General features: G+C 62.8%; 13 protein-coding genes and 2 tRNA genes. 12 read left to right on the top strand and 3 right to left on the bottom strand.

Features of this window, described 5'->3' with window-relative positions; translation table 11 throughout:
- Positions 1 to 89: 89 nt before the first annotated feature.
- Together QW379_03600 and QW379_03595 are read right to left on the bottom strand one after the other, a co-directional pair.
- Positions 90 to 1,256, bottom strand: coding sequence for an SPFH domain-containing protein (locus tag QW379_03600; protein MEM2869491.1), 1,167 nt, complete (start codon positions 1,254 to 1,256; stop codon positions 90 to 92).
- A gap of 22 nt (positions 1,257 to 1,278) precedes the next feature.
- On the bottom strand, positions 1,279 to 1,785 hold the full coding sequence (locus tag QW379_03595) for an NfeD family protein (protein MEM2869490.1): 507 nt from the start codon (positions 1,783 to 1,785) through the stop codon (positions 1,279 to 1,281).
- A gap of 219 nt (positions 1,786 to 2,004) precedes the next feature.
- Between QW379_03595 and rnhB the strand changes: the two genes are divergently transcribed.
- The 3 genes from rnhB (at position 2,005) to QW379_03580 (ending at position 4,665) form a co-directional block, all read left to right on the top strand.
- The gene (gene rnhB, locus QW379_03590) at positions 2,005 to 2,793 is read left to right on the top strand and encodes a ribonuclease HII (protein MEM2869489.1); all 789 of its coding nucleotides are present in this window, start codon (positions 2,005 to 2,007) and stop codon (positions 2,791 to 2,793) included.
- Positions 2,775 to 3,110, top strand: coding sequence for an SCP2 sterol-binding domain-containing protein (locus tag QW379_03585; protein ID MEM2869488.1), 336 nt, complete (start codon positions 2,775 to 2,777; stop codon positions 3,108 to 3,110). The genes rnhB and QW379_03585 overlap by 19 nt, the downstream gene beginning before the upstream one ends.
- A gap of 172 nt (positions 3,111 to 3,282) precedes the next feature.
- Positions 3,283 to 4,665, top strand: a complete 1,383-nt coding sequence (locus QW379_03580) for a DHH family phosphoesterase (protein ID MEM2869487.1) — start codon at positions 3,283 to 3,285, stop codon at positions 4,663 to 4,665.
- Positions 4,666 to 4,676: 11 nt separating this feature from the next.
- Here the strand turns inward: QW379_03580 and QW379_03575 are convergent, their stop codons facing one another.
- A complete protein-coding gene (locus QW379_03575; protein MEM2869486.1) occupies positions 4,677 to 6,755 on the bottom strand; it encodes an aldehyde ferredoxin oxidoreductase family protein in 2,079 nt (692 codons plus the stop codon).
- Between the two features lie 198 nt (positions 6,756 to 6,953).
- On the opposite strand from QW379_03575, the gene QW379_03570 reads away from it, so the two are divergent.
- The 9 genes from QW379_03570 (at position 6,954) to QW379_03530 (ending at position 24,138) form a co-directional block, all read left to right on the top strand.
- A tRNA-Arg gene (locus QW379_03570) sits at positions 6,954 to 7,030 on the top strand.
- A 251-nt stretch (positions 7,031 to 7,281) separates the two neighbouring features.
- Positions 7,282 to 15,156: a carboxypeptidase regulatory-like domain-containing protein gene (locus tag QW379_03565; GenBank protein ID MEM2869485.1), complete on the top strand. Its 7,875-nt coding sequence runs from the start codon at positions 7,282 to 7,284 to the stop codon at positions 15,154 to 15,156.
- 273 nt (positions 15,157 to 15,429) lie between these two features.
- The gene (locus tag QW379_03560; protein ID MEM2869484.1) at positions 15,430 to 16,344 is read left to right on the top strand and encodes a DMT family transporter; all 915 of its coding nucleotides are present in this window, start codon (positions 15,430 to 15,432) and stop codon (positions 16,342 to 16,344) included.
- Between the two features lie 356 nt (positions 16,345 to 16,700).
- Positions 16,701 to 17,873: a beta-ketoacyl synthase N-terminal-like domain-containing protein gene (locus QW379_03555; protein ID MEM2869483.1), complete on the top strand. Its 1,173-nt coding sequence runs from the start codon at positions 16,701 to 16,703 to the stop codon at positions 17,871 to 17,873.
- Positions 17,870 to 20,203, top strand: coding sequence for an enoyl-CoA hydratase-related protein (locus tag QW379_03550; GenBank protein ID MEM2869482.1), 2,334 nt, complete (start codon positions 17,870 to 17,872; stop codon positions 20,201 to 20,203). The genes QW379_03555 and QW379_03550 overlap by 4 nt, the downstream gene beginning before the upstream one ends.
- A 231-nt stretch (positions 20,204 to 20,434) precedes the next feature.
- Positions 20,435 to 22,102, top strand: a complete 1,668-nt coding sequence (locus QW379_03545; GenBank protein ID MEM2869481.1) for a formate--tetrahydrofolate ligase — start codon at positions 20,435 to 20,437, stop codon at positions 22,100 to 22,102.
- Positions 22,103 to 22,145: 43 nt separating this feature from the next.
- A tRNA-Pro gene (locus tag QW379_03540) sits at positions 22,146 to 22,242 on the top strand.
- A gap of 17 nt (positions 22,243 to 22,259) precedes the next feature.
- Positions 22,260 to 23,339 carry a Xaa-Pro peptidase family protein gene (locus QW379_03535; GenBank protein ID MEM2869480.1) on the top strand — a complete coding sequence of 360 codons (1,080 nt, stop codon included), beginning with the start codon at positions 22,260 to 22,262 and terminating at the stop codon, positions 23,337 to 23,339.
- Between the two features lie 124 nt (positions 23,340 to 23,463).
- Positions 23,464 to 24,138: an ATPase domain-containing protein gene (locus QW379_03530; protein ID MEM2869479.1), complete on the top strand. Its 675-nt coding sequence runs from the start codon at positions 23,464 to 23,466 to the stop codon at positions 24,136 to 24,138.
- Positions 24,139 to 24,152 lie beyond the last annotated feature (14 nt).

Below are 24,152 nucleotides of genomic sequence, written 5' to 3'. Positions count from 1 at the left end.
TTTCTCGGGACCACGGAGGCTCCAACCTGATAAGAAGCCAAGTGGCGATGCTTGTGCCCGGCAGCCCTCGGGGGAATCAATGAAGAGCGTTACTTCTGAGCCGGCTTTTGCAAGAGGGGCGGGGGCTCCTTCCTCAGGACATCCTCCATGCTACCAACTGGTGAGGGCTCTCCGGGTCTCGCGACCCCCCTTCCTCCAATCTGGGCGATCTCTTGAGACTGGAGGCTCTCGCTCCTGATCTCCTTGTCTATGGCCGCGATCTCCTCGCGGAGCTCCTGCGCGCTCGGAATCGGGCCCAATATATCCTGCGCCTTCCCTATCAGCCTCTCAAGCTCGATGACGTTCGCCGGCTGCCTATCGGGTATCTTGGTTCCAGCGCCGATGTACTGGGAGGCGCCCTCGAGCAGCCTGCTGAGCTCGAACGGGAATATTATCTTCGTCGCCTGACCGCTGGCCATCGCCGCGAGGGTGTCCAGGGACTTGACGGTCAATGCCTTCTGGTCCATCAGGGCGGCTCCGAGCGTCAGGAGCCGGAGGGACTGGGCTTCACCCTGCATCTCCAGTATCTTCGCCTGCCGCGCGCCTTCGGCCTCCAGAATCCTGGCCTGCCTGACTCCCTCCGCCTGAAGGATGCGCGCGCGCTTGGCGCCCTCGGCTTTCAGAATCGCGGAGCGCTTCTCGCCGTCGGCGCGCAGAATCGCAGCCCTCCTCTCCCTCTCCGCCGCTGTCTGCTCCTCCATCGCAGCCTTAACCGGCCCGACGGGGTCCACCTCCCTGATCTCCACCGCCTCGACCTTCACGCCCCAGGCATCGGTCGCCTCGTCGAGCACGTCCCTGAGCTTGATGTTGATGGCGTGGCGGTTGTAGAGGACCTCGTCGAGCTCCATGTCGCCGATGGTGGACCGGAGGGTGGTCTGGGCGAGCGCGATGGTGGCCTGGCGATAGTTGGTGATCTCGAAGAACGCCTTCTCGGGGTCGGTGACCTTGATGTATATGATAGCGTCCACGTTCGTCGGCGAGTTGTCCTTGGTGATGACCTCCTGGCGGGGGACGTCGAAGACCTGCGTCCTAAGGTCCATCCGAACAACGGTCGTCACCATAGGGATGACGAGGTTCAGCCCCGGGTTAAGCTTGCCCCTGTAGCTTCCCAGTACAATCTTTAGTCCCTTCTCCCAGGGGTATATGATTCTAACCGAGGAAAGGAGTATCACTACGACGACCAGAACCACGATGATGACCATCATCCATATTAGCATCTCAGAGGCATCCGCCACTGCATCACTCTCCCCTCTCTTGTTTCTCCATCATCTCCCTCTCTATCCTTGCGATTTTCTCCACCCTCTCGACGTGGACATGAACTCCCTCGCTCGCCACCACCTCTACCCTCTCTCCCGGCTCAATCACGGTGTCGGCCGTGGCGCTCCATATCTGGCTCGCCACCTTGACCTTCCCTTTGATACTCTCTGGCTCGACCCTCTCTATCACTACCCCCTGCCGGCCGATGAGAGAGTCGCCGACGGTGGTTATGGGTGGGTGGCCCCTCCCGAGCTTCCTGTAGAACCATATCGTGATAACCGTGACGGGGAGCACGACAAGAAGCGCGATCACGGGGGCGTACCAGACCTCCGAGAAGAGCCAGGGGCCCAGCGCCATCATTATCAAGCCGAGGACGACCGCCACAGTTCCCGGTATTGCCATAAAGGTCTGGCCGGGAGTGGCGACTTCGACGACCAGAAGAATCATTCCGATAATTAAAACAACTAGCCCCGTTACCCAGTATTCCATGCCTTTCTCCAGACTGGATATAGTGTGTTATAAGTATTATTATTTTTTGATTGTTTTTGATTGCGCCGGAGAACCCTGAGGCCGTTAGACCCGGAGGCCGGGCCGTTCTGGTCTCGGCTCTAACCCACGACAGAGGCCCGCCGCGGTTCCAGCGCCCCTCATCGGTGCCTGCCCCGGGAGACCAATACGCATAACTACCCACCGCCGGATACGGTCACGTTGTCCGGAGAGGCAAAGGGGTTTCAGGCGCCGGGTGCGGAGGAGCTCATCGGCGTGGACGAGGCGGGAAGGGGCCCGGTCCTGGGACCACTCGTCATCGTCGGCGTCAGGATCCGAGACGACCGCACGCTGCGCGAGCTCGGGGTGCGGGACTCTAAGCTGTGCACTCCCGAGACCAGGCGCCGCTTAGGGGCCGGAATTCGCCGGCTCTGCGAGGACGTTGTCGTGAGGAAAATACCCGCGGAGGAGATAGATTCATATCGCGACCGCGGTAGCCTCAACGAGCTAGAGGCGGAGGTCTTCGCGGACGTCATCAAGGCCCTCCTGACCTCCAGACTGCCCGCCGGACGCGCGCCCTCGGGCGTCAGGGTCTTCGTCGACGCGGTCGACACGGACGCCCACCAGTTCGGGCTCAGGGTGCTCCACCACCTAGGCCTGAGAATAGAGCTCGTCTCCGAGCACAGGGCGGACGTGAAGTACCCAGTTGTATCGGCGGCGTCGATTCTCGCAAAGTTAATCCGCGACGAGGAGATGGAGAAGATATCGAGAGAGGCCGGGGAGGACGCGGGCAGTGGCTACCCTGCCGACCCGGTGACGATAGCCTATATAAAAAAATACTTTGAAACAACGGGAACTCTCCCTCCCCACACAAGGACCAGCTGGGAGACCGTCCGGAAGCTGGTCAGGCAGGAGAGAAAACTGGATGAGTTCGCACCGGCGGAGGGTGCCCGCAGTGAGAAGCGTGAGAGCTCAAAGGGGGCTGATTCGAAATGCTTGAGGACGAGCTGAGGAGCGTCATAGAGAGGTTTAATGAGAGGGCTCGGACCGACCCGAAGCTGAGGTCAGAGCTCGAGGGGAAGACCAGAGGTGTCTTCATCGAGCTTACGGATGCGGAGGGTTATCACTTCACCCTGCGGGACAACCAGATACAGGAATTCTCGAAGGGGGTCCTGCCGAACCCGGACATCCACATCACCACCGACAGCGCGACCCTAGAGGCCCTGCTGAAGAAGGAGATGGGGCCGATGAAGGCCCTCGTGACGAAGCGCCTCAGGCTGACGAAGATCTCCATGGAGGACCTCTCGACGATTCGCAAATTCTTTTGACTTATCTATCGGCCGGATAAGCGGTGGCGCGCCAGAGCCGGGCACCGAGAGGCACAGAAATCCATTCGGGTGCGCGCGATCCCCTTCGGGCTTTCGTCGGGCCTCCGGGAAAGCGGCTACCAGCGCCCCCACCGGCAACCTTTAAGCATGGGCAGCAATTACTCGGGACGACATGCTCGAGCGGGCCCGGAGCATCGCGGCGCTCCTGCGCGGAAAGAAGAGGGTCCTCGTCGTGACTCATATCGACGCCGACGGAATTTGCTCCGGTGCGATCGCCTCGCTCGCGCTGGAGCGCGCGGGCATTGAGCACAGGGTGCGGTTCCTGAAGCAGCTCGACGTGGCCACCGTCTCCACATTGGACACGGACTCGCTCATATGGTTCACGGATCTGGGCAGCGGTTCCCAGTCGCTCCTCGGGGAGCTGGAGTGTGTGATAACCGACCACCACGTCCCAGACGGCACCACTAGAATTCCGCAGGTCAATCCGCATCTCGCGGGGCTCGATGGTGCCACTGACTTAAGCGGCGCCGGAGCAACCTATCTCGTCGCGCGCGAGCTCGCGCCGCAGGCCGGGGAACTCACGGCGCTTGCGGTTGTTGGGGCGGTCGGCGACCTTCAGGACAGGCGCGCCGGAAGGCTGGTCGGCACCAACAGGCTGATTCTCGACGAGGGGAAGAGGGCGGGAGTCCTCGACTGGTCCATAGACATCCGGTACTTTGGCCGGGAGACGCGGCCGGTACACAAGATGCTCCAGTACGCAAGCGACCCCGGAATTCCGGGAGTGTCGGGCAGCGAGGAGGGGTCGCTGGCTTTCCTCCAGCCTCTCGGCGTTCCACTGAAGGACGGAGAGAGGTGGAGGAGCTGGGCTTCGCTCTCTCTAGAGGAAAAGAGGAAAATAGCCTCGGCCATCGTCATTCGCCTTATCGAGCTCGGCGCCGGCCACGCCGCCGCCCGTAGGGTTCTGGGCGAGGTCTACACTTTGATAAAGGAGGAGCCGGGAACGGAGCTCAGGGACGCTATGGAATTCGCGACCCTGCTCAACTCCTGCGGGAGGCACGACAGGCCGGAGGTCGGGCTCGCGGTGTGCAGGGGAGACAGGGGCGAGGGGCTGCGAAGGGCCCTCTCGCTTCTGCAAGGCCACAGGCGCTCTCTCGTCGACGGAATTCAGCTCGTGAAGGAGCTCGGGGTCAGGAGGAGGCGCCACCTCCAGTACTTCCACGCGGGCGACGGAATATCGGACACTATCGTCGGCGTGGTCGCGGGGATGCTCCTGGCGTCGGGAGAAGCGGGAGTAGATCCGGGGCTTCCAATGGTAGCCTTCGCAAAGGCCGAGGACGGATCCGGGGTGAAGGTCTCGGCAAGGGGCACCCGGGCCCTGACCGAGAGGGGGCTCGACCTCTCTGTGGTGATGCGCGGCGCGGCCGCCGCCGTGGGCGGGACGGGTGGAGGGCACAACGTCGCGGCCGGCGGGACGATTCCCGAGGGTAGTGAGGAGCGCTTCCTCGAAGAGGCCGAGAGAATTCTCGGGGGGCAGCTCGCCGGCAAGAGCGCGTAGCGCGGGCGGGCTCAACGCCCCCTTCCCGTCAGTGAATCAATTGCGAACTCCAGCCCCAGCTCCCCCAGCTTCTCTGGGGTTGGAACTCCTCTCTCGTCCCAGCCGCAGAGGCGGTAGTACTCCGGGAGCATCCGCTCGAGCTCCATGGGCAGGCCGGCTCGCTTCCCGTCCCTCAGGGGCTCCCGGCACCTCGGGGGGAGAGCGTCGTCCTTAACGTCAAAGCCCTCGCGGCAGTTGAAGGCGCGGGTCAGATTGTTGATTCTCTCCCCCACCTTTAGGAGCTCCTGCTCCGAGTAGTTGAAGCCGGTGGCGGCGTTCAGAAGCGGAAGGATATCCTTAGTGAGGCTCAGGGCCATCATGTGGAAGAGGCAGAGGCCGATGGAGTCGACGACTGCGCACCTCTCCTGACCGCTCTTGACCTCCGCCGCCTTTCCTTCGTAAGTGAGGGCGTCGAGCCGCGGGGACTTCCCGAAGTGCTCGCTCCCGTACATGAATGGCCTGAGGTGGCAGGCCCCCCTGTCCGCGACGGCGTAGGCCAGCGCCTGCCCCGGGGAGGCGCGGGGGTCGTAGGCGGGAATCTCCAGGCCCTTCACATGCATCGCAAATCCCTCGCTCCCCTTCCCTATCCTCCTCGACGCCCTCAGCACACCGTCTGCGAGCAGCCCGCCGAGCGGCCCCGCCCTTTTCGAGGCGATGAGGATGCTTCGGTGAAGGACCTCGGCACAGCCGAATTCCAGCCTCAGGCCGGAGGTCTCTTCGAGACCGAGAAGGCCCGTCTCAAAGCACTCAATCAGGAAGCCCAGCGTGTTGCCAAATGAGATTGTGTCTAGGCCGACGTCGTCGAGCATATAGTCGGCGAGAGCGATTGCCTCCCTGTCAGCAATGCCCAGATTGGAGCCGAGCATGGCGATGGTCTCGTACTCGGGACCCTCGTCGACAATCTCGGTGCTCCGCTCCCCCAGCGCCCATTTCTCCCCATCCTCCCGGGCTCCTGGCTCGCTCCGCGCTTGCGCGCCAGAGACGACTCCCCTCCCCTCTCTCCCCCACCATTCCTCCCCGCTCTGTCCAGCCTGCTGAGCTCCCCCTTCAGCGACCCCCTCCTTTCCATCTGCACAGCGCTTCTCATCCCCGGCGCCGGGGCGGCCGAGGTAGCGAGCGGGTCCTCCGGGGCGGAGGACGGCGTAGTGCGCGCAGGGGATGACGCAACCCCAGCAGGGCCTCAAATTCTTTGAGTTGTTCCAGAGGTGTTTCGAGAAGGCGTCTCCAGTTATCTCTTCGAAAGCCTCGAAGCTTCCCTTCTGGAAGTTGCGGGTAGGGAGCCCGCCCGTTGCATTAACCGGCCTCACGTTCCCGGCGGTGCCGAGAATGTGCCTCTCTCGCAGGGAGGGGCTAGCTAGAAGCTTCTCACGAGTCCTCCGCGCGAGTTCCTCAAACGCTGCCTCGTCAGCGAGGGGAACGCTGCCTGTGCCAAGAACCGATATGGCCTTCAGGTTCTTCGAGCCCAGAACCGCTCCAGCGCCGCCCCGGCCCGCGGCCCTCGCGTCGGCGATAACGCACGCGGTGAGGCAGAGGCTTTCGCCTGCGGGCCCGATGCAGAGGACCGAGGGCCTCCGCCCGCCGGACCCCTCAATTTCCCCTTCCTGAATCGCTCTCGTCGTCTCAAACGTCCCCTTTCCCCAGAAATCGGAGGCGCCGGCCAGCTCCACATCCGCGTCACGAATTCTCATGTGCACGGGCCCCTCCGCCCTCCCCTCGAGAATTATCCCGTCCCAGCCGGCGCGCTTGAGCTCCACGCCCCAGCGGCCCCCGCAGTGCGAGTCGAGCCACGCACCGGTGAGTGGGGACTTCGTGCAGACCGCAAATCGGTTTGCCATCGGCCCGCTAGTGCCCGTGAGGGGGCCCGCCATAAGAGCTACTTTGTTCTCTGGGGAGAGGGGTTCGGTCCCGGGAGCGAGCTCGCGGAATAGCCTCGAGGCCGCGTATCCTTTTCCGCCGAGGAAGGCCCTGGCCTCCACCGGGTCTGTAGGCTCCGCCCGCCAGAGGCCCGATGAGAGGTCAACTCTGAGAATTCTGCCTGTAAAGCCTTTCATCGTACCCATATATTTAAAATGGGGATAAATTTCTTGTTGATTCGGCCATGAACAGCCGCTCGGATGGAGGGTTCTTCAGGCACTAAAGGTAGATGCAATGAGGGTTCCCACGCCCTGAGGAAAAAGCGGGCGGCTCGCATCGCTTCGCGAAGGTCCGCGCATATCTTTATAAATCCCGCCGCCCTTCCTTCGCCCCGCGCCCGCATGGGGTAGTACGGATATCCTAGGAGCCTGCGGAGTTCCAGACCTGGGTTCGAATCCCAGTGCGGGCGCCACACCCACTTCTCTGACAGCCCGCACTGGGATTCGACTGAACGAGCGCCCGACACGGCAGAGAGGGCTCTCGTTCTAGTCCACAAATTTCGGGAGCGTATGCGAGCCGCAATTTGTGCGCATGGGCGCGGGCGCCACGCCCACTTCTCCGACAGCCCCCACTAGAAGACCACCAATCCAAAAATTATTATACTGCCAATTATCGATACGGCTCCATTCCGTTCCATGCGGAGCGGACAAGGGAGCTGATGTAATGGTTGGTATATTGCGCGGGCTGTCAACTGTGCTGGCTGCGGGCCTTCTGCTCCTCACGGGCCTCAGCGCTCTGGTCGAGGAGGACGCGCAGGGGAAGATCGAGACCTCGCCCATGCCCTCGCTTCCGCCCTCCGTGGAGCACGGGAGCGAGATATCCAACGGCTACAACCTTCTGATTCACATGAACGCGGGCGACACGGAGGGAATGAAGAACGACGTCCTGTCCTACATAATGGACAAGGGCGTGGACCAGATAAACCCGAGCCTCGGCTGGCTCACATGGGCCAAGGACACGGGCGTCTACTTCGGCGAGCTGGCGATGAGCGCGCAGCAGAAGAGGGTCGCCGCCGCGTACCAGAGGTGCCGGGAGGCCGGCCTGAGCCCGAAGGACATTGCCAGTGCCTACAACGACATCACCATCCGCCCCGAAAACCCTCTATATAAGGTCAAGCAGGAGTTTCCTCTTGACACCGACAAGGAGTGCTGGGACAACTTCAAGGGGAACTACAAGAACATGTTCATAGCGCTTGAAGTAAAGTATCAGATGGACCTCTGGGTCGCCCAAAACACGAGGGGCGCCCAGAAGACCCTTCTCGAGAACGCCGGCGAGAGCATTAACGAATTCGTTGATGAGGTCGTGGACTTTATTAAATGGGCGTGGAACCACACTAAGCCAAAGCAAAAGCCGCCCGAGCCCCCCAAACCGCCTGAGCCTCCCAAACCGCCCGAGCCCCCGAAGCCACCCAAGCTACCCAAGCCGCAGAAGCCCCCCAAGCCCACGCCCAAACCGCCTTATAGGCCGCCCACAACCCCAGGCAACGACCATCCAGATGACAACCAGGACGTTTCCAGCGGCGTCATAGTCCGGGACCAGAGCCTCTTCAATGCATACGAGCGAATCGCGGATATCCGGAACTCCACCCAGATAGTAATGATGATGCAACACATCAAGAGCCAGTCCGATGAGGTAAATAAGAATGTGGTCTCAGCCTGGAGGCCCGACGTGCTGGCGCTGGCGGGCATGATGTACGAGATTTTCATGGAGGTCTATCCGGCGCTCGTGGCCTCCCTTCCCGAGGAGGCGCTAAAGGCGATGGACAATTATACCATGACGGTGTCGGTGAAGAACATCGGCCTCGAGCCCAGCACCTCTATATCCGACACTACGGTAAAGCCCTTCTCAATGCGCATAGTGAACCAGACCCTCAACGAGGACCCGTCGGCCATTTACGGCATAATGAAGGCCCATCAGGACTGTTTCCTTGAAATTCTGGAGCTGCCCAGGGTGGCGGTCCTGCGGAACGGATTCTGGAGTGAGTCTGGCTGGCTCCTCACTAACATCGGAGAGCCTGTGACATTTGTTGACGTAAACTGCGAGCTCGACCGCCTCGTGTGCCACCCGGTCCTGATTATCCCATCGGGAGGGCTCTACGGCCTCGACGGCTCCCGGAGCTTCAAATCAAAGCTCGAGGATTATCTGGAGGCCGGCGGAACGATAATAGCGCTGGCGCAGCAGTACGGCAACGACTACGGGGCGCTTCCCGGGAATCTGAAGGGATATGGCTGGATAGAGGACCAGAGCTGCCAGTACGCTTCAGTGGGAATCACCACATACATGCCCTTCCTCGCCGGCCAATCCGGCCCCTCGCCCAGCATAAATGTGGACGGCTACTTCACGAGCTGGCCCGAGAGCGCCACGGTCGTGCTCTCGAGAACGAAAAACGCCCAGCCGGCGATGCTGGCCTACGAGTGGGGCAGAGGGAGGGTCGTGGTCCTCTCCGCATACGAGGACTGGGCCCATTCCCACAACGCGCTCTCGGCCGACGGGAAGCGCCTGATTCAAGACCTCGTGGCCTGGGCCGTGGACCCCGCCCCCTTGACGGAAGCAGCCCCCGGCTCCTCCGCGTCGGTCGAGGTGCCGCTGAAGAACAGGGGCCCGGTCGCGGCTAGCAAGGTCTCCATAACGACCGTCAGCCCGGACCGCGCCATTGTCGCGTCTCTTGAACAGTCTGTGAGCCTCTCCCCCGGCTCCTCCACGACCCTCAACCTGAGCCTCACCGCGCCATCAACCCCCGGCATCTGGTGGCTGGACTACAATCTCAAAGACTCTTCGGGAAAAGTGGTCTCGCAGGGCTTCGACGCCCAGAGGCTCGCCGTGTCCATGTACAGAGCGAATCCCCGCGGTTTCCTCTACAACTTCTCCGGTATGTTCTTCGACATAACTTCTGATAAAGAGCATGTGCCCCGGGGCTCGAGCGTGAACTTCACGATTCACATCCGCAGCTATCTCTCCACGGACCAGAACGTGACAGTCAAATACGACTGGAGCCACGTGGTCTTCGACGAGAGGAGGGTCGCGGTCCCCGCCGGCGGCAGCATTGACCTCGTCTATGAGAGAAAGAACGCCGACACGGGTCGCTTCTGGGCCTGGTTCTATGACGAGTCGGGCCGCCAGCTCGGCGTCGCCTCGAAGGGCATCTGGGGCTTCACTCCATCAATAAAGGTGTCGGTCTCGGCGGACAGGGGAGGTTATGCCGAGGGGGAGGGAATCAACGTCACTGTCTCGGTCTCCTCCCCATCCGCTCTGGGCATCGCGAGCCTCACCCTCTCGGCGCTCGACCCGGTGGGTAACTCCGCCGCCTCGGAGAGCCGCGAGGTGGAGCTCTACGGCGCCCCCGCGACCGAGACCTTCACCCTCTCTCTGCCGCGCACGGCCCTCTCCGGCAGCTACCTCCTCGTCGCGAGAGCCGAGGCCCTCGTGGACACGGGCATGGGCTCCGCGAGGGTAAACTACACGGGCGGGGAGGGCAGGGTCTCGGGGAGGCTCGCGGACTGGCTCACGAACGGGAGCATCCCCGGAGCGACCATCACCTTCGAGGCGCTGGGGGAGGTGCGCAGCGCAACAACGGACGCCGATGGCTCCTACTCGCTCGAGCTGCGCGGGGCCTACTACAAGGTGGTCACAAAGGCCCAGGGGTACAACAGCGCCCGGGTCATGATTCCGGTCTATGCGTATACGAACAACACGAGGGACATCTACACCACCGCGGGGGGCGCGGGCGCGCTCAACATTGGGAGGCAGGGCATCGAGGGGAGGGTGCTGACGCTCCTGAGCGAGAAGGGGGTCGGCGGCGCCTCGGTGCTCGTGAACCTGAGCGCGAACGAGATTTTCGTTGATACGGAGGATGACGGGCGCTACTCGATTCTCCTGCCTCCGGGTAAGTACCGCGTGATGGCCGAGCTGGGGGGCTCCCAATCAGCACCCACCGAAGCCATCGTCTGCTCGGGCAGGATGACCACACTTGACCTATACCTCGACGCCGACCTCCAGAGCGGGACTGTATTGGACATAGTCTACAGAACCCCGATTCCCGGCGCGTCGCTCGTTTTCGACGGGGGCCCAGCGGTCCTCACCGACGGGAGCGGGCGCTACACTGTGGCGCTCGCGGTCGGCCACCACAGCGTTTCCGTCTCCGCCGGGGGCTACGCGGGGCTCGAGACCGGGATCTACGTCGCCCAGCGCACCTCCGACCTGGACTTCTTCCTCTTCCCCACGACGAACTGGACGACGGGTGTTATCAGGAATCTGGTGGACGAGAGCCCGATATCCCGGGCAATGGTCAGTTTCGACGGAGTTGTCAACGCCACAACTGACTCAGAGGGCCGGTACAGGGCCCTGCTCGGGACGGGCCACCACAGCGTGGAGGTCTCAGCGGAGGGTTACGAGAGCGTGAGGACCGGGGTTCATGTGGCGGCCCGAAGCTCTGATATGGATTTCTATCTAAAACCGATGGGCGAGGAGATATCAGGCACCGTCAGGGACCTAGTGTACGGCTTCCCGCTGGCCGGCGTCGCGCTGAGCTTCGACGGGACCAGCAACACGACCACCGGCCCGGACGGCGGCTACGCCATAGCCCTTTCGGTCGGCTACCACTCCGTCTCCCTCGCCCTCGAGGGCTACGAGGGCATCTCGACGGGCGTTCATGTCGCCAAGAGGAGCTCGGGCTACGACTTCTTCCTGAAGCCCCTCACCAGACCGATAGCGGGTGTTGTCCTGGACCTCATCTATGAGTTTCCGATACCAAATGTCAGGGTGAGCATCGACTCGACCCACAACACGACCACAGGCCCCGATGGAAGGTTCAGCATGACGGTCTCCACGGGCTATCATAATGTGGAGCTGGTCAACCCCTCCTACTCCCCCCTCACCACGGGAATTCACGTCGCCGCCAACTCATCTGACTACGTGTTCTACCTCACTCCCCCCTCCTTCAACCTGAGCTACGCCAACGGAACCGTGCGGGACCTAGTCACCGGGGCGCCCATCGGGGGCGTGGAGCTAACCTTCGACGGCTCCCTGACCGCCACAACCGACGCCGGGGGCCGCTATTCCAAGAATCTTGGGACGGGCTACCACACCGTGAGCCTCTCGAAGACGGGCTACGACCCCCTCACCACAGGCATCCACCTCGCGGGCAGGGCCTCGGAGCTGGACTTCTACCTCGAGCCCAATGCGTTTACAGTATCGGGCACGGTCAATGACCTGAACGAGACCGCCGGCCTTCCGGGCGCGAGCGTGGTCTTCGACGGCTCCACCTCCGCCACAACGGACGGAAACGGGGGCTTCACAGTCACCCTCTCGAGGGGCCTCCACGACGTCGAGATCAGCAAAACAGGCTACGACACCCTGGTGACCACCGTTCTGGTGACCGCGCGCTCCCCGCCGCTCTACTTCCGCCTCACCCCGCAGGGCTACACGCCCCCAGTGACCACGGGCAATCTGACCGGGCGCGTGTATGACCTCGTGAGCGGCCAGCCTGTGGAGGGAATCACAATATGGTACGACGACTGGGACCGCGTCACGACGAATGAGACCGGGTTCTACTCCTTCCAGTACCGCGCGGGCGTGTGCCGCCTCATCGTCCGCGGAACAGACGATTACGACGGCTTGGACTCATTGGGGCACACCGGCTGGGTGATATACGCGGGTGGAAATACAACGGCGGATTTCCATCTCTCGCCCAGAAAAGGGACCCTGAGCGGAAAGGTCTATGACACGGTCTCCGGACTCCCCGTGCCGGGAATAACCATCTGGTACGACGGCTGGGACCGCGTCACCACGGACGGGAATGGCTCCTACTCCTTCACTTACTACCACGGGAACCACGAATTAATAGTGCGCGGGACCGACGGCCACGAGGGCCTCGACACGCGCGGCCAGACCGTTGGCCAGTACATTTACCGCGGCCGCACCCTCACACTGGACTTCTACCTCGAGCCCCGGAAGGGCACGCTCTCGGGAACAGTCTATGATGTCATTTCCGGACTCCCCGTCCCCGGAATCACAGTCTGGTACGACGGCTGGGACCGCGTCACCACGGACGGGAATGGCTCCTACTCATTCACATACTACCACGGGAACCACGAATTAATAGTGCGCGGGACCGACAACCACGACGGCATCGACACACGCGGCCAGACGGTGGGCCAGTGCATCTACCGCGGCCGGAACCTCAACCTTGACTTCTACATCGAGCCCAGAAAGGGCACGCTATCGGGAACCGTATACGACGTCGTCTCCGGACTCCCCGTGCCGGGAATCACCATCTGGTACGACGGCTGGGACCGCGTCACCACGGACGCCAACGGCTCCTACTCATTCACATACTACCACGGCAACCACGAATTAATAGTGCGCGGGACCGACAACCACGACGGGCTCGACACGCGCGGCCAGAGCCCCGGCGTGTGGGTATACAGGGGCACCGGGCTGCGACTCGACTTTTATCTGATGCCGAGGCCCACCCCCTCCACAGGCAACCTCACCGGCCGCGTTCTGGACATGGTCACGGGCGAGCCCCTGAGCGCGACCCTCAATCTTGGCGGCCTGAGCGTCACCACGGACGAGAACGGGGTTTTTACTGCGACGCTGCCGAAGGGCGTGTGCGCGATAGAGGTTTCGTCAGAGGGGTACCTGAACACGAGCCTCAATGTGAGCGTTCCCTGGATTAGGACCACGCACATTGATTTCTATCTCGTACTGGAGAATGGCACCGGCAACCTGAGCGGCGTTGTGCTGGACAAGGTCTCTGGCCGACCCGTCGGGGGAGCGAGCATATCGCTCTACTCCGGCTACCCCGAGCCGCTCTTCGTCAACACTACCACCGACGCCGCCGGCGCGTTCAGGGTCGAGGCCCCTTCGCGCAGCTACACTATGCTCGTGGGCGCCGAGGGATACATTGATTTCGAGGGGAGCGCAACGGTTCTCGTGAACAGGGATGTGAGCAGAAAGATATACATGACCCGCTCCGGCGAGTGGGGCGTCCTCCCCCCAGAGTTCGAGCTCGTCTCCCTGCCGGGCTACAACATATACTTTATCGGCGAGCCCGCGAGCGTGGAGGTCAGGGTGAGGAACATCGGGGACCTAGTCGGGAAGGCCGAGGTGAACCTCACGATTCCGGGCATCTATGAGGAAAACGGCTACGCCTGGGTGCCGCCGGGCGAGGAGGCCGGGGTGTTCTTCAACTTCACCTTCCCCGACGACCTCGAGGAGAGGGGCTACAAAGCATTCTTCACGATGGAAGGGGTCCGGCATGAGCAGAGAATCATCGTCAGGGGCATGAAGGTGGCCGTGAATGCCTCCCTTGACAGGAACCTCTACAGAGCCAGGGATGTGGCGCGGCTCTCCATCGAAGTCGCTAATCTGAAGGCCTTCGACGTCGAGCTTTTCTCCCGCGTCAAGTATGGTAGCTTTGACGAAGTCCGGCCCTTCAATCTGAGCGCACATGGTAATACCACCCTCGTTTTCGATGTGCCGGTCGTCGAAGCGGGAGGGGAGAAGCTCTTCTACTCGGTCTACACATCCTCCGGAAGGTCGCTATATATCAACTCGCTCTATGTCCGTGTCAGGCCCGCCGGAGACGTGGTCCTGACCACCGACAAGCAGGTCTACGAGATAGGCGAGGAGATACGGGTAACCGCGGAGTCGACCGTTCAGGGCCTCCTGACCCTGAGGACGCCGTGGTACAGCGGCTCCCTCTCCCACTACGGCACGACCACGATTCGGGTGCCGGTTCCGGAGCTCAGGTCCGGAACCTACCACATCCTCTACTCCTTCGGCGGCTTCAACGGCAGCGTCCCCTTCGACGTCTCAGGCTACTCTGCCAGATTCGTTGAGGCGCAGCTGGAGGGCGGGGAGCACGAGGCCGGCGAGACCCTGAACGTTTCTGTGACGATAGAGGCTAACAGGCCGACCGTGGGCAGGCTCGTGCTGACGGTCTACGACCCACAGGGAAATGTGGCCGGGGAGAGCGAGGTGCCCTGGAACCTGAGCCCGGGCGAGAACCGCGGGTCGTTCTCGGTGCCCTTCAACTCGACGGACCAGACGGGAATCCACAGCGCTTCCTACACCTACCTCGCCGAGCTCGCGGGCAACTCAACCCCTCTGGCGGCGGGCTCCCGGGCCTTCGACGCCGTGGATGAGCTCGGCCCGGGGGTGCTGAACGTAACACCCTCGAGGGTCACGGAGAAATCCGTCACGCTGGTGATATACACCACCGAAAAAACGCTGTGCAGGGTGGAGTACGGCCAGAACGGCTCCTATGGCCGCCGGGCCGAGTCCCCCGTGGCGGGCAGGGTCCACAGCGTGACCCTGACCAACCTCTCCGCATCGAAAACCTACCACTACAGGCTCAACCTGACCGACATGTCCGGGAACAGCGTCGTCACTCAGGATCTGACCGTCAGGACCCCCGCCCCTACCCCGACGAAGGCGGGCGGGCTCGGGCCGGTGGAGCTGGGGGCTCTGGTGGTGGTACTGCTCGTGCTGATTTCGGCGGGGGTCGTGCTGGCCCGGAGGAGGACGGAGCACTAGCGACCCCCAATACCGAGAAGTTCATGGACTCCGCCGGAGCGGGCATGTTTCGCTCTCGACGGGGAGGCGGGCCCTCCCGGGGCGTTCACCCGTGCAGCTTGCGGGTGTGGAGCGGGTGGAACCTCCCGCGGGTCAGGAACTGGCCATCAGGGTCGAGGAGAGGGGGCGGTGAGGGGCGCGCGGTCCGGTCCGGCGGCCTGACGAACAGCCTGCCCCCGGGGCGGCCGAATACGGCCGAATAACTACATATACAGCACGGGAGTTCCCGGCCCGATGAGCGGCTTCGGCGAGGGGGCGGCGCTGGCGGCCTCGGTGCTCTGGACATTCACCTCCCTCGCGTTCACAGTCGCCAGCAGGCGCATCGGGCCCTTCGCGGTCAATATGTGGCGCATGCTCTTCGCCTCCGGGCTTCTTCTCATATCCCACATCGCGATTCTGGGCTCCCCTGCGCCGGCCGCGAACGGAGCGCAGTGGCTCTACCTGAGCTTGAGCGGCGTCATCGGCCTCGCGATAGGCGACCTAGGCTACTTCGCCTCGCTGATGATAATCGGCCCGAGGAGGGGGACGCTCCTGATGGCCATCAACCCGATATTCTCGGTCGTGCTGGGCATATTCGCCCTCAGGGAGCTCCTCTCCGCCTGGACGATTGCCGGAATCGCGCTGACTCTGGCTGGCGTGAGCTGGGTGATACTAGAAAGGGAGGAGAACAGTTTCGAGCCCGCGCTCTCGCGCCGGCAGAAGGCGCTCGGCGTCATGGCGGGCGTGGTCGGCTCCGCGGGACAGGGCGTGGGCCTCGTACTCTCCAAGTACGGCATGATAAACGCCTCCGACACTGGACCCCTCAGTCCCCTCTCGGCCTCCCTGATTCGGATGCTGGCCGCCACCATCTTCTTCGCCCTCTTCGTCTCGCTCACGGGCAGGCTTGGGAAAATGAGGGAAGCCCTCGGGGACAGAAAGGGGATGGGAATGACCGCGGCCGGGACGCTCATCGGCCCATTCCTAGGCGTGTGGATATCAATGGTTGCGGTCGCGAACGCAGACGCGGGCGTGGCCGCGACGCTGATGTCGCTCATGCCCGTTTTCGTGATTCCGGTTGTCTGGGTCGTCTACGGCCAGAGGACGAGCGCGCGCGGCATCCTCGGAGCGCTCGTCGCTTTCTCGGGCGTGGCTGTGCTGATGCTGCTCTAGCGGGGCCGGTCCGGCGGCCTGACACCTCGCCGCCCAGCCGGCAGATCGCGACCCATGCTGCTCCTTTCAACGGAATAGCTCTGGGCGATGAATTTCCGCAGATTCGGCGCGCCGGAGCCGGAATTGAGGGGATAGCCATTCTGCCAACACGCGCCCATTCACCCTCAAACCCGCCCAGGCCTCCCCCACCCCTATAGGATTTTCGCCGGGACGCCAGAGTCCTTGGCTCCCAGGCTGATTGCGCGGCGGCGAAATTCATTGTACACCTTCCCCCCAGGGTTTGCGGAATCACGAGAGAGAGCCCCTCCAAAAATCCTTAATACATATCACTCATACCGCCCCATCCGGGGGATAAAATGCGGAAGGTCGCGATAGTCGGCGCGGGCCTGTCGAAGTGGGGGGTGCGCAGCGCCTCCTGGCGCGAGATGGTGCAGGAGGCGGGGAAGATGCTCTTCGACACGACGCGCAATCTCGACAAGAAAGACATCGACAGCCTAATCGTGGGCGCCGCCCAGCCCGAGAGGTTCACATTTCAGGCCCATGTGGCGCCAATGGTGGCCGAGGCGCTCGGCATCACGCCGCGCAAAGTGACGATGAGGACCGAGCTCGCCTGCGCCTCGGGCCAGTGCGCGATTCGCGTCGCCTACATGGCGATAGCGACCGGAATGAGCGACCTCGCTCTGGCGGTCGGGGCGGAGAAGATGAACCTCCCCAACATGCTCGAGGCCCAGGCCTCCATGGCGGCGGTCCTTGACAGGGACTGGGAGGGAGTGATGGGCTTCTCGGCCCCACCCTTCTTCGCAATGGTGGCGCAGGAGCACATGAGGAAGTACGGAACCACGAGGGAGCAGCTCTCGCTCGTCTCCCAGAAGAACCACAGGTTCTCCTCCACAAACCCTTACGCGCACTTCCAGAGGGAGTACACGCTCGACGAGATATCGAACTCTCTAATGGTCTCCCCCCCTCTCAGGCTGCTCGACTGCTCAGGAATCACCGACGGCGCGGCCGCGGTGCTTCTTGCACCGGCCGAGGAGGCAAAGAAGTACTGCGACACCCCGGCCTACATAATCGGCAGCGGCCAGTGCGCAATGGGGAATCTGATATACAGGCACAGGGACATGGCAACCTGGGAGCCCCTCAGGGCGGCGGCAAAAGAGGCCTACAGAAGCGCCCGGCTAGAGCCAGGGGACCTCGACTTCGCCGAGACCCATGACTGCTTCACAATATCGGAGATAATGGAGTACGAGGAGCTCGGGTTCTGCGAGAAGGGGAAGGGCGGGAAATTCATCGAAGATGGGCAGTCGGATATCGGCGGGAAAATCCCGGTCAACACCCGCGGCGGTCTGCTCGGCTGCGGCCACCCTCTCGGCGCCACAGGCATCGGGCAGGCCATCGAGATATTCTGGCAATTCAACTCACTCGTTCCGCAAAAGAGGCTGGTCGCGGGTGCGGAGAGAGCCCTAAGCCACAACCTGAGCGGCTCGGCCAACGTTCACAGCATCCTCGTCTACGGGAGGGATAAGAAATGAAAATAGACCTGCCAGTGGCGCTGGACTTCTACCCCCTCCAGGGGGAGAAGAACACGAGAATTCAGCCCTTCTTCGACAACTTGAGGAGGGGGAGGCTCACCACGACAAAATGTAAAAAGTGCGGCGAGCTCCATTGGCACCCTCGAGTGGTCTGTCCTTCATGTAACTCGGACGAGCTAGAGTGGGTGGACCTGCCAAAGTTCGGCAAGCTCGTGAACTACAGCGCGATGCTAGCGGGAGCCCCGATGGGCTTCGAGAGGGACGTACCATTCGTTCTGGGCGTGGTGGAGCTCGAGGGCACCGGAATTAAAGTGGCCTCGCGCATAGACGGCGTCAAATACGAGGACGTGACCCCCGGGATGGATGTTGAGTTCAGGACAATCGCCCTCGAGGACGGGAGGGTCTTCTTCAGGTTCAGACCTCGCAGCACCGCCGATGACATAGTCGCCGGAATCAAAAAGGTCTGCGTTGTCGGCGCTGGCAACATGGGCTCAGGAATCGCCCAGTCCTTCGCGCAGGCGGGTTTCGAGGTCTCCCTCTTGGATATCGAGCAGAGATTCGTTGAGGCGGGGCTCGCCAGAATTCGGGGGCCCCTTGAGAAGAGGGTCGCAAAGGGCAAGATGAAGGCGGACGAGCTAGAAAAAATGATGGCCCGTATTCGGGGCTTCACATCAATGAAGGAAGCCGTGGAGGGCGCGGGGCTGGTGGTCGAGGCCGTTTTCGAGGACCTCGAGGTGAAGAAGAAGCTCTTCGCCGAGCTGGACGCGGTCTGCGCGCCGGACACGATTCTTGCCTCCAACACGTCCTCGCTCAGCATCACCGAGATGGCAGAGGTGACGCACAGGCCAGAGCGCTTCGCAGGCCTCCACTACTTCTACCCGGCCGCGGTCAACCAGCTGCTCGAGGTTGTGGCAGGGGAAAGGACCGCACCGGAGGTTGTGTCCGCACTCATGGAGCTGGCGCGGATAACCGGCAAGATACCGATTCGCGTGAAGGACGCACCCGGGTTCGCCGTCAACCGCTTCTTCGTGCCGTGGCTCAATGAGGCCTGCAGGCTCATGGAGGAGGGCGCGGCCAGCATCCGGACGATTGACGAGGCCGCGAAGGAGGCCTTTGGAATCACGATGGGTCCTTTCGAGCTGATGAACGCCACGGGCGTTCCAATAGCCTTCCATGCCGAGAGCTCTCTCGCGAAGGCCCTCGGGCCTTTCTACGAGCCGGCCGAGTCTCTCAGGAAGCAGGCCGGCTCAGGGAAGCCTTGGGAGTTGACGGGAGAGGTGGACAAGGAGAGGTTCGGCGCCGTCGCCGACCGTCTGAGGGCCGTGGTCTTCGGCGTTGCCGTAAAAATGGTCGAGGAGGGCGTGGCTACTATAGAGGACGCGGACACGGGCGCGACAATCGGCCTGCGCTGGAGGGTCGGACCGTTCGCGATGATGAACGAGCTCGGCCTCGGGGCTACACTTGCCCTAGTAAGGGGGCTGAGCGAGAGGTCGAGGGGGACCTTCCCCGTGCCCGCGCTTCTGGAGCGGCAGGCCGCGAGCGGCCTGCCCTGGAAGGCGAGAGTGGTCAGGCTGGAGAGGGAGGGGCAGATAGCGACCGTCCTCGTCAACAGGCCCGACCAGCTGAACGCCCTCAATGGAGCGGTCTTCAGGGACCTTGAAGGGGTTCTCGAGGAGCTGGAGGGGGACCGCGAGGTCAGGGCCGTGATTCTGACTGGCGAGGGCAGGGCATTCATCGCAGGCGCCGACATAAAGGACATGAGCTCCATGCCGCCCGAGAAAATCCGTGAGTTCACGGAGCTGGGCCAGCGCGTCCTAAGAAGGCTCGAGGGGCTCGGAAAGCCGGTCATCGCGGCAATAAACGGCTTCGCCCTCGGCGGCGGTCTGGAGACAGCGCTCGCCTGCGACATCAGAATAGCGTCCGAGAGGGCGAGGCTGGGACTCCCCGAGGTCAGGCTAGGCATTTTCCCGGGCCTCGGGGGCACGCAGAGGCTGACCCGACTCATTGGAAAGTCGAGGGCGTGCGAGCTAATATTCACCGGCGACACCATTGACGCTCAGCGCGCCCTCCAGCTCGGAATCGTGGATCGCGTCGTCCCGCCCGCGCGCCTGATGGCCGAGGCAAGGGTCCTCGCGCATGCGGTCGCCGCGGGCGCGCCCATTGCGGTCGCACTCGCGAAGTCTGCGATAAACAAGGCCCTCGAGACGGGTCTTGAAGAAGGCCTCAGGTACGAGCTGGAGACTGTGATGAAGTGCATGACCACGCGGGACAAGGCGGAGGGGATGCGAGCCTTCATGGAGAAGCGGCGGCCGGAGTTCAGGGGAGAGTAGCCCCGGACCCCAAGGCGCGAGGAGAGACTCAGGGAATCGGGGGCAGGACAAGAGCGGGGTCAGGGGTGCAGGGGGCGTGTTAGGTGATGGGGTAGGCGGGCAGCGGAAGAAAATGGCCTGCGGGAAGGGGGTGGGAATGAAGGTGGGGTCGAGGGGCGGGCGACGGAGGGGAGATCGGCTCTCACTCTCAGACCGGTTGCACACGCGCAAGGATAGATGGGGGGAACTCACATCAAAACGGACATCGAGATAGCTCAAGAGGCCTGGGTGAGGCCGATATGCGAGGTCGCCGCGGAGGCGGGCATCCCTGACGAGCTCTTCGAGAACTGCGGGAGGTACACAGGAAAGGTGCATCTAGGGCTCCTTGAGAGGCTGGCGGACCGCCCGGATGGGAGGCTTGTGTGGGTGTCCGCAATCACGCCCACGCCCGCGGGCGAGGGAAAGACCGTTACAACAATCGGCCTCGTTCAGGCGCTCGCGAGGCTCGGGAGGAGGGTGATGGGCACGCTGCGCCAGCCCTCGCTCGCGCCGGTTTTCGGCGTGAAGGGCGGAGCCACTGGGGGAGGCAGGGCGCAGGTCTACCCGATGTGGGACATCAACCTCCACTTCACCGGCGACATCCACGCCGTCGGCGCAGCCCACAATCTGCTCAGCGCGGTGCTCGAGAACCACATCTACAGGGGCAATGCGCTGAACATTGACACGGAGCGCATCCTGCTCAGAAAGGTCATCGACGTCAGCGCGAGGGAGCTCCGCAGTATAGTGGTGGGGCGCGGCAGGAACGGGGGCGTGGAGCACGAGAGCGGGTTCGACATCACCGCGGCCTCGGAGGTGAGCGCGATTCTGGCGCTCTCGAGCAGCATCGATGAGCTGAAGGAGAGGCTGGGGAGGATGGTCGTAGCCTTCACGAGGGACGGGAGGCCGGTCACGGCGTTGCAGCTCAAGTGCGTGGGCGCGATGGCCCTTCTCCTGAAGGACGCGATCCGCCCCAACCTCGTCCAGACGCTGGAGGGCCAGCCCGTGCTCGTCCACGGCTTCCCCTTCGCCAACATCGCCCACGGTTGCAACAGCGTTCTGGCGCTCAGGATGGCGCTGAAGCTCGCGGACGTCACCGTTACGGAGGCGGGGTTCGGCGCCGACCTGGGTCTTGAGAAGGCGTTCCACATCGTCTGCAGGGGAACCGGAATCAGGCCGGACTGCGTGGTTCTAGTGGCGAGTATCAGGGCCCTTAAGATGCACGGCGGGGTGCCGAAGGAGAGGCTCGCCGAGCCCAATGCGGCGGCCCTTGAGAGGGGCCTCGCTAATCTCGACAGGCACCTCAGAACGGTGCGCAAGTTCAACGTGCCCGCGGTGGTCGCCCTCAACCGCTTCTCGCAGGATACTGACGAAGAGCTCGAGCTGGTCAGGAGACACTGCACGGCCTTGGGCGTCAGGTGCGCTGTCTCCACCGTCTACACCGACGGTGGGGAGGGCGGGGTGGAGCTAGCGCGCGCTGTTTTGGAGACGATGGAGAAGGAAAGGGGGCAGTTGCGCTTCCTCTACGAGCTCGACTGGTCGGTGAAGGAGAAAATCCACACCATAGCCACTCAGGTCTATGGCGCGGGCGGCGTGGACTACACGGAGGAGGCTGAGAGGGCCATCCGAATCATCGAGGACAATGGCTACGGCGCCCTGCCGATCTGCATGGCGAAGACCCAGTTCTCCGTCACGGACGACCCTGCGGCAAAGGGCGCGCCGATGGGCTGGAGACTGACGGTGCGGGAGGTGAGAATATCCGCCGGGGCTGGCTTCATTGTCCCTCTCACAGGGCAGATAACAACGATTCCGGGCCTTCCTCCGGTCCCCGCCGCCGAGAGGATGGACATCGACGGGAGCGGTCGGATAACAGGCCTGAGCTGAGGCCATAAAACTATTAAGCCGCCCCCGCCATCCGGCATCCGTTGGGGCCATGGGGTAGCTTGGTATCCTACCAGCTTGGGGAGTCCGCCTCTGGCGGGCCCGGAGTGCTGGCGACCGGCGTTCAAATCGCCGTGGCCCCACATCAGGGTGCCGGTGCATGAGGGAGCGCGTCAAGAGGCTATACGAGCGGTGCGGAAAGCTCGACTGCGCGGTTTTCCTCAACGGTGTAGAGCCCCACTTGGACAACGCTTTCTTCTACTTCAGCGGCCTGACCGACGGCCTCTTCGAGGGCTGCGCCGCCGTCATCCACCCGGACGGAGGGGTGGACCTCGTCTCCTCCACACTCGAGGAGACCACTGCCCGAAAGACGGACGCCACCCTGCACATATTTAAAAAGCAGGAGGAGGCCGAGGAGCTCCTGCGTTCTCTTCTCGCGGGGAAGAAGAGAATCGGAGTCAACGCGGAAGAGCTCACCCACGCCAGCTTCAGCAAGCTCGACCGCATGGCTCCGCGTGCTGAATTCGTGGACATCTCGCAGGAGATTAAAGAGACGCGCGCCGTTAAGGATGGGAGGGAGCTTGAGCTCCTCTCGGAGGCATGTAAGATAGCTTCGGAGGTGGCGAGAGAGGCCCCGAGCCTCATCCGGGAGGGAATGAGGGAGAGTGAGCTCGCGGCCGAGCTTGCCTACAGAATGCAGAGGAAGGGCGCCTCGAGGCCAAACTACTGCATCGTCGCCTTCGGCCCCAACAGCGCCGAGCCCCACTATATGAGCGGGGAGGCCGTGCTGAGGAGGGGCGACATCGTGCTCCTCGATTTCGGATGCGTGTTTGGGAGGTACAACTCGGACATCACCCGGACGCTCGTCCTCGGGAGGGCCCCAGAGGAGCTGAAGAGAATGCATTGGGTTGTTTACGCGGCGCAGGCCCTAGCGCTCGACATGATCAGGGCGGGAGTGGACGCCAAGGAAGTCCACGCAGCGGTCGCAGGTTACATTGACGCAACAGAGTTCAAGGGCCGCTTCACCCATTCGACGGGCCACAGCCTGGGACTGGCGGTCCACGACGGCCAGAGGATATTCGACCAGTCGCTCATTCTTAAGGAGAACATGGTGTTCACTGTGGAGCCGGGGGTCTACATCCCCGGCCTCGGCGGGGTGAGGATAGAGGACGATGTCATCGTGACCGGCGGGAAGCCGCGAATTCTCACGGAGGCGCCGAGGGAACTCATCGAGCTCTGAAAGGGCCCTGCCGCCCTGCGCAAGCTGCCCCCTTCTCGACCGGGACATAGAGCGGGGCGGTTCGTCGGGATAAATATATATAAGCTCATAGCATTATTTAATTACCTGCACGGGAGGTCTACCATTGGAGAGGGTCGAGTCAGGAATAGCCGGGCTGGATGAGATGATAGAGGGCGGATTCCCGCTTCCTTCCAGCATCCTTGTCGCCGGGGAGCCCGGGACGGGCAAGACCACCCTGACCGTCCAGAGCCTTTTCCACGGGGCGAGGGCGGGGGAGACCGGTATGTACCTCACGGGAATCTCGGAGCCCAACTGGGTGGTCCAGAAGTTCCTTTCCAGCTTCAGCTTCTTCGACCAGTCCCTGGTCGAGATGGGCCGGGTGGTTTTTATTGACATGGGCGACGCGATGCGCCAGAACCCGGATGAGGTGCTCAACGCGCTGAAAGCCGAAGTCGAGCGCTACTCCCCGAACCGGCTGGTGCTGGACCCCGTGACCGTGATGAAAATCGCGTTCGATAGCCAGAGGAAGTACAGGGAGTTCCTCCACGACTTCACCACATTCATGAAGGCCTTCAACTGCATCACCTTCCTCACCTCGGAGATGGGCTACGCCGATATCCCCCACTCGGTCGAGGGCTACATGGCCGACTCGATTCTCGTTCTCTCCTACCCAAAGGAAGAGAACGCGCGTAGGAAGTACATCGAGGTTCTCAAGATGAGGGGAACCAAGCACCTGACGGGCGAGCAGGCCGTGGATATCGGCCGGGACGGCATCTCGGTCCAGCCGGGCCTGAGGTGAGGCGGTGTGAGCGA

It is taken from the genome of Thermoplasmata archaeon, from assembly GCA_038851035.1.
In the GTDB taxonomy this organism is placed as follows: domain Archaea; phylum Thermoplasmatota; class DTKX01; order VGTL01; family VGTL01; genus JAWCLH01.
This window is presented reverse-complemented; position numbering and strand designations above follow the sequence as displayed.

Coding starts and splice junctions, on each gene's coding strand:
- QW379_03580 (MEM2869487.1), top strand. CDS start 3,283: ATGCTCGAGCGGGCCCGGAGCATCGCGGCGCTCCTGCGCGGAAAGAAG.
- QW379_03565 (MEM2869485.1), top strand. CDS start 7,282: ATGGTTGGTATATTGCGCGGGCTGTCAACTGTGCTGGCTGCGGGCCTT.
- QW379_03585 (MEM2869488.1), top strand. CDS start 2,775: ATGCTTGAGGACGAGCTGAGGAGCGTCATAGAGAGGTTTAATGAGAGG.
- QW379_03535 (MEM2869480.1), top strand. CDS start 22,260: ATGAGGGAGCGCGTCAAGAGGCTATACGAGCGGTGCGGAAAGCTCGAC.
- QW379_03600 (MEM2869491.1), bottom strand. CDS start 1,256: ATGCTAATATGGATGATGGTCATCATCGTGGTTCTGGTCGTCGTAGTG.
- QW379_03555 (MEM2869483.1), top strand. CDS start 16,701: ATGCGGAAGGTCGCGATAGTCGGCGCGGGCCTGTCGAAGTGGGGGGTG.
- QW379_03575 (MEM2869486.1), bottom strand. CDS start 6,755: ATGAAAGGCTTTACAGGCAGAATTCTCAGAGTTGACCTCTCATCGGGC.
- QW379_03560 (MEM2869484.1), top strand. CDS start 15,430: ATGAGCGGCTTCGGCGAGGGGGCGGCGCTGGCGGCCTCGGTGCTCTGG.
- QW379_03550 (MEM2869482.1), top strand. CDS start 17,870: ATGAAAATAGACCTGCCAGTGGCGCTGGACTTCTACCCCCTCCAGGGG.
- QW379_03595 (MEM2869490.1), bottom strand. CDS start 1,785: ATGGAATACTGGGTAACGGGGCTAGTTGTTTTAATTATCGGAATGATT.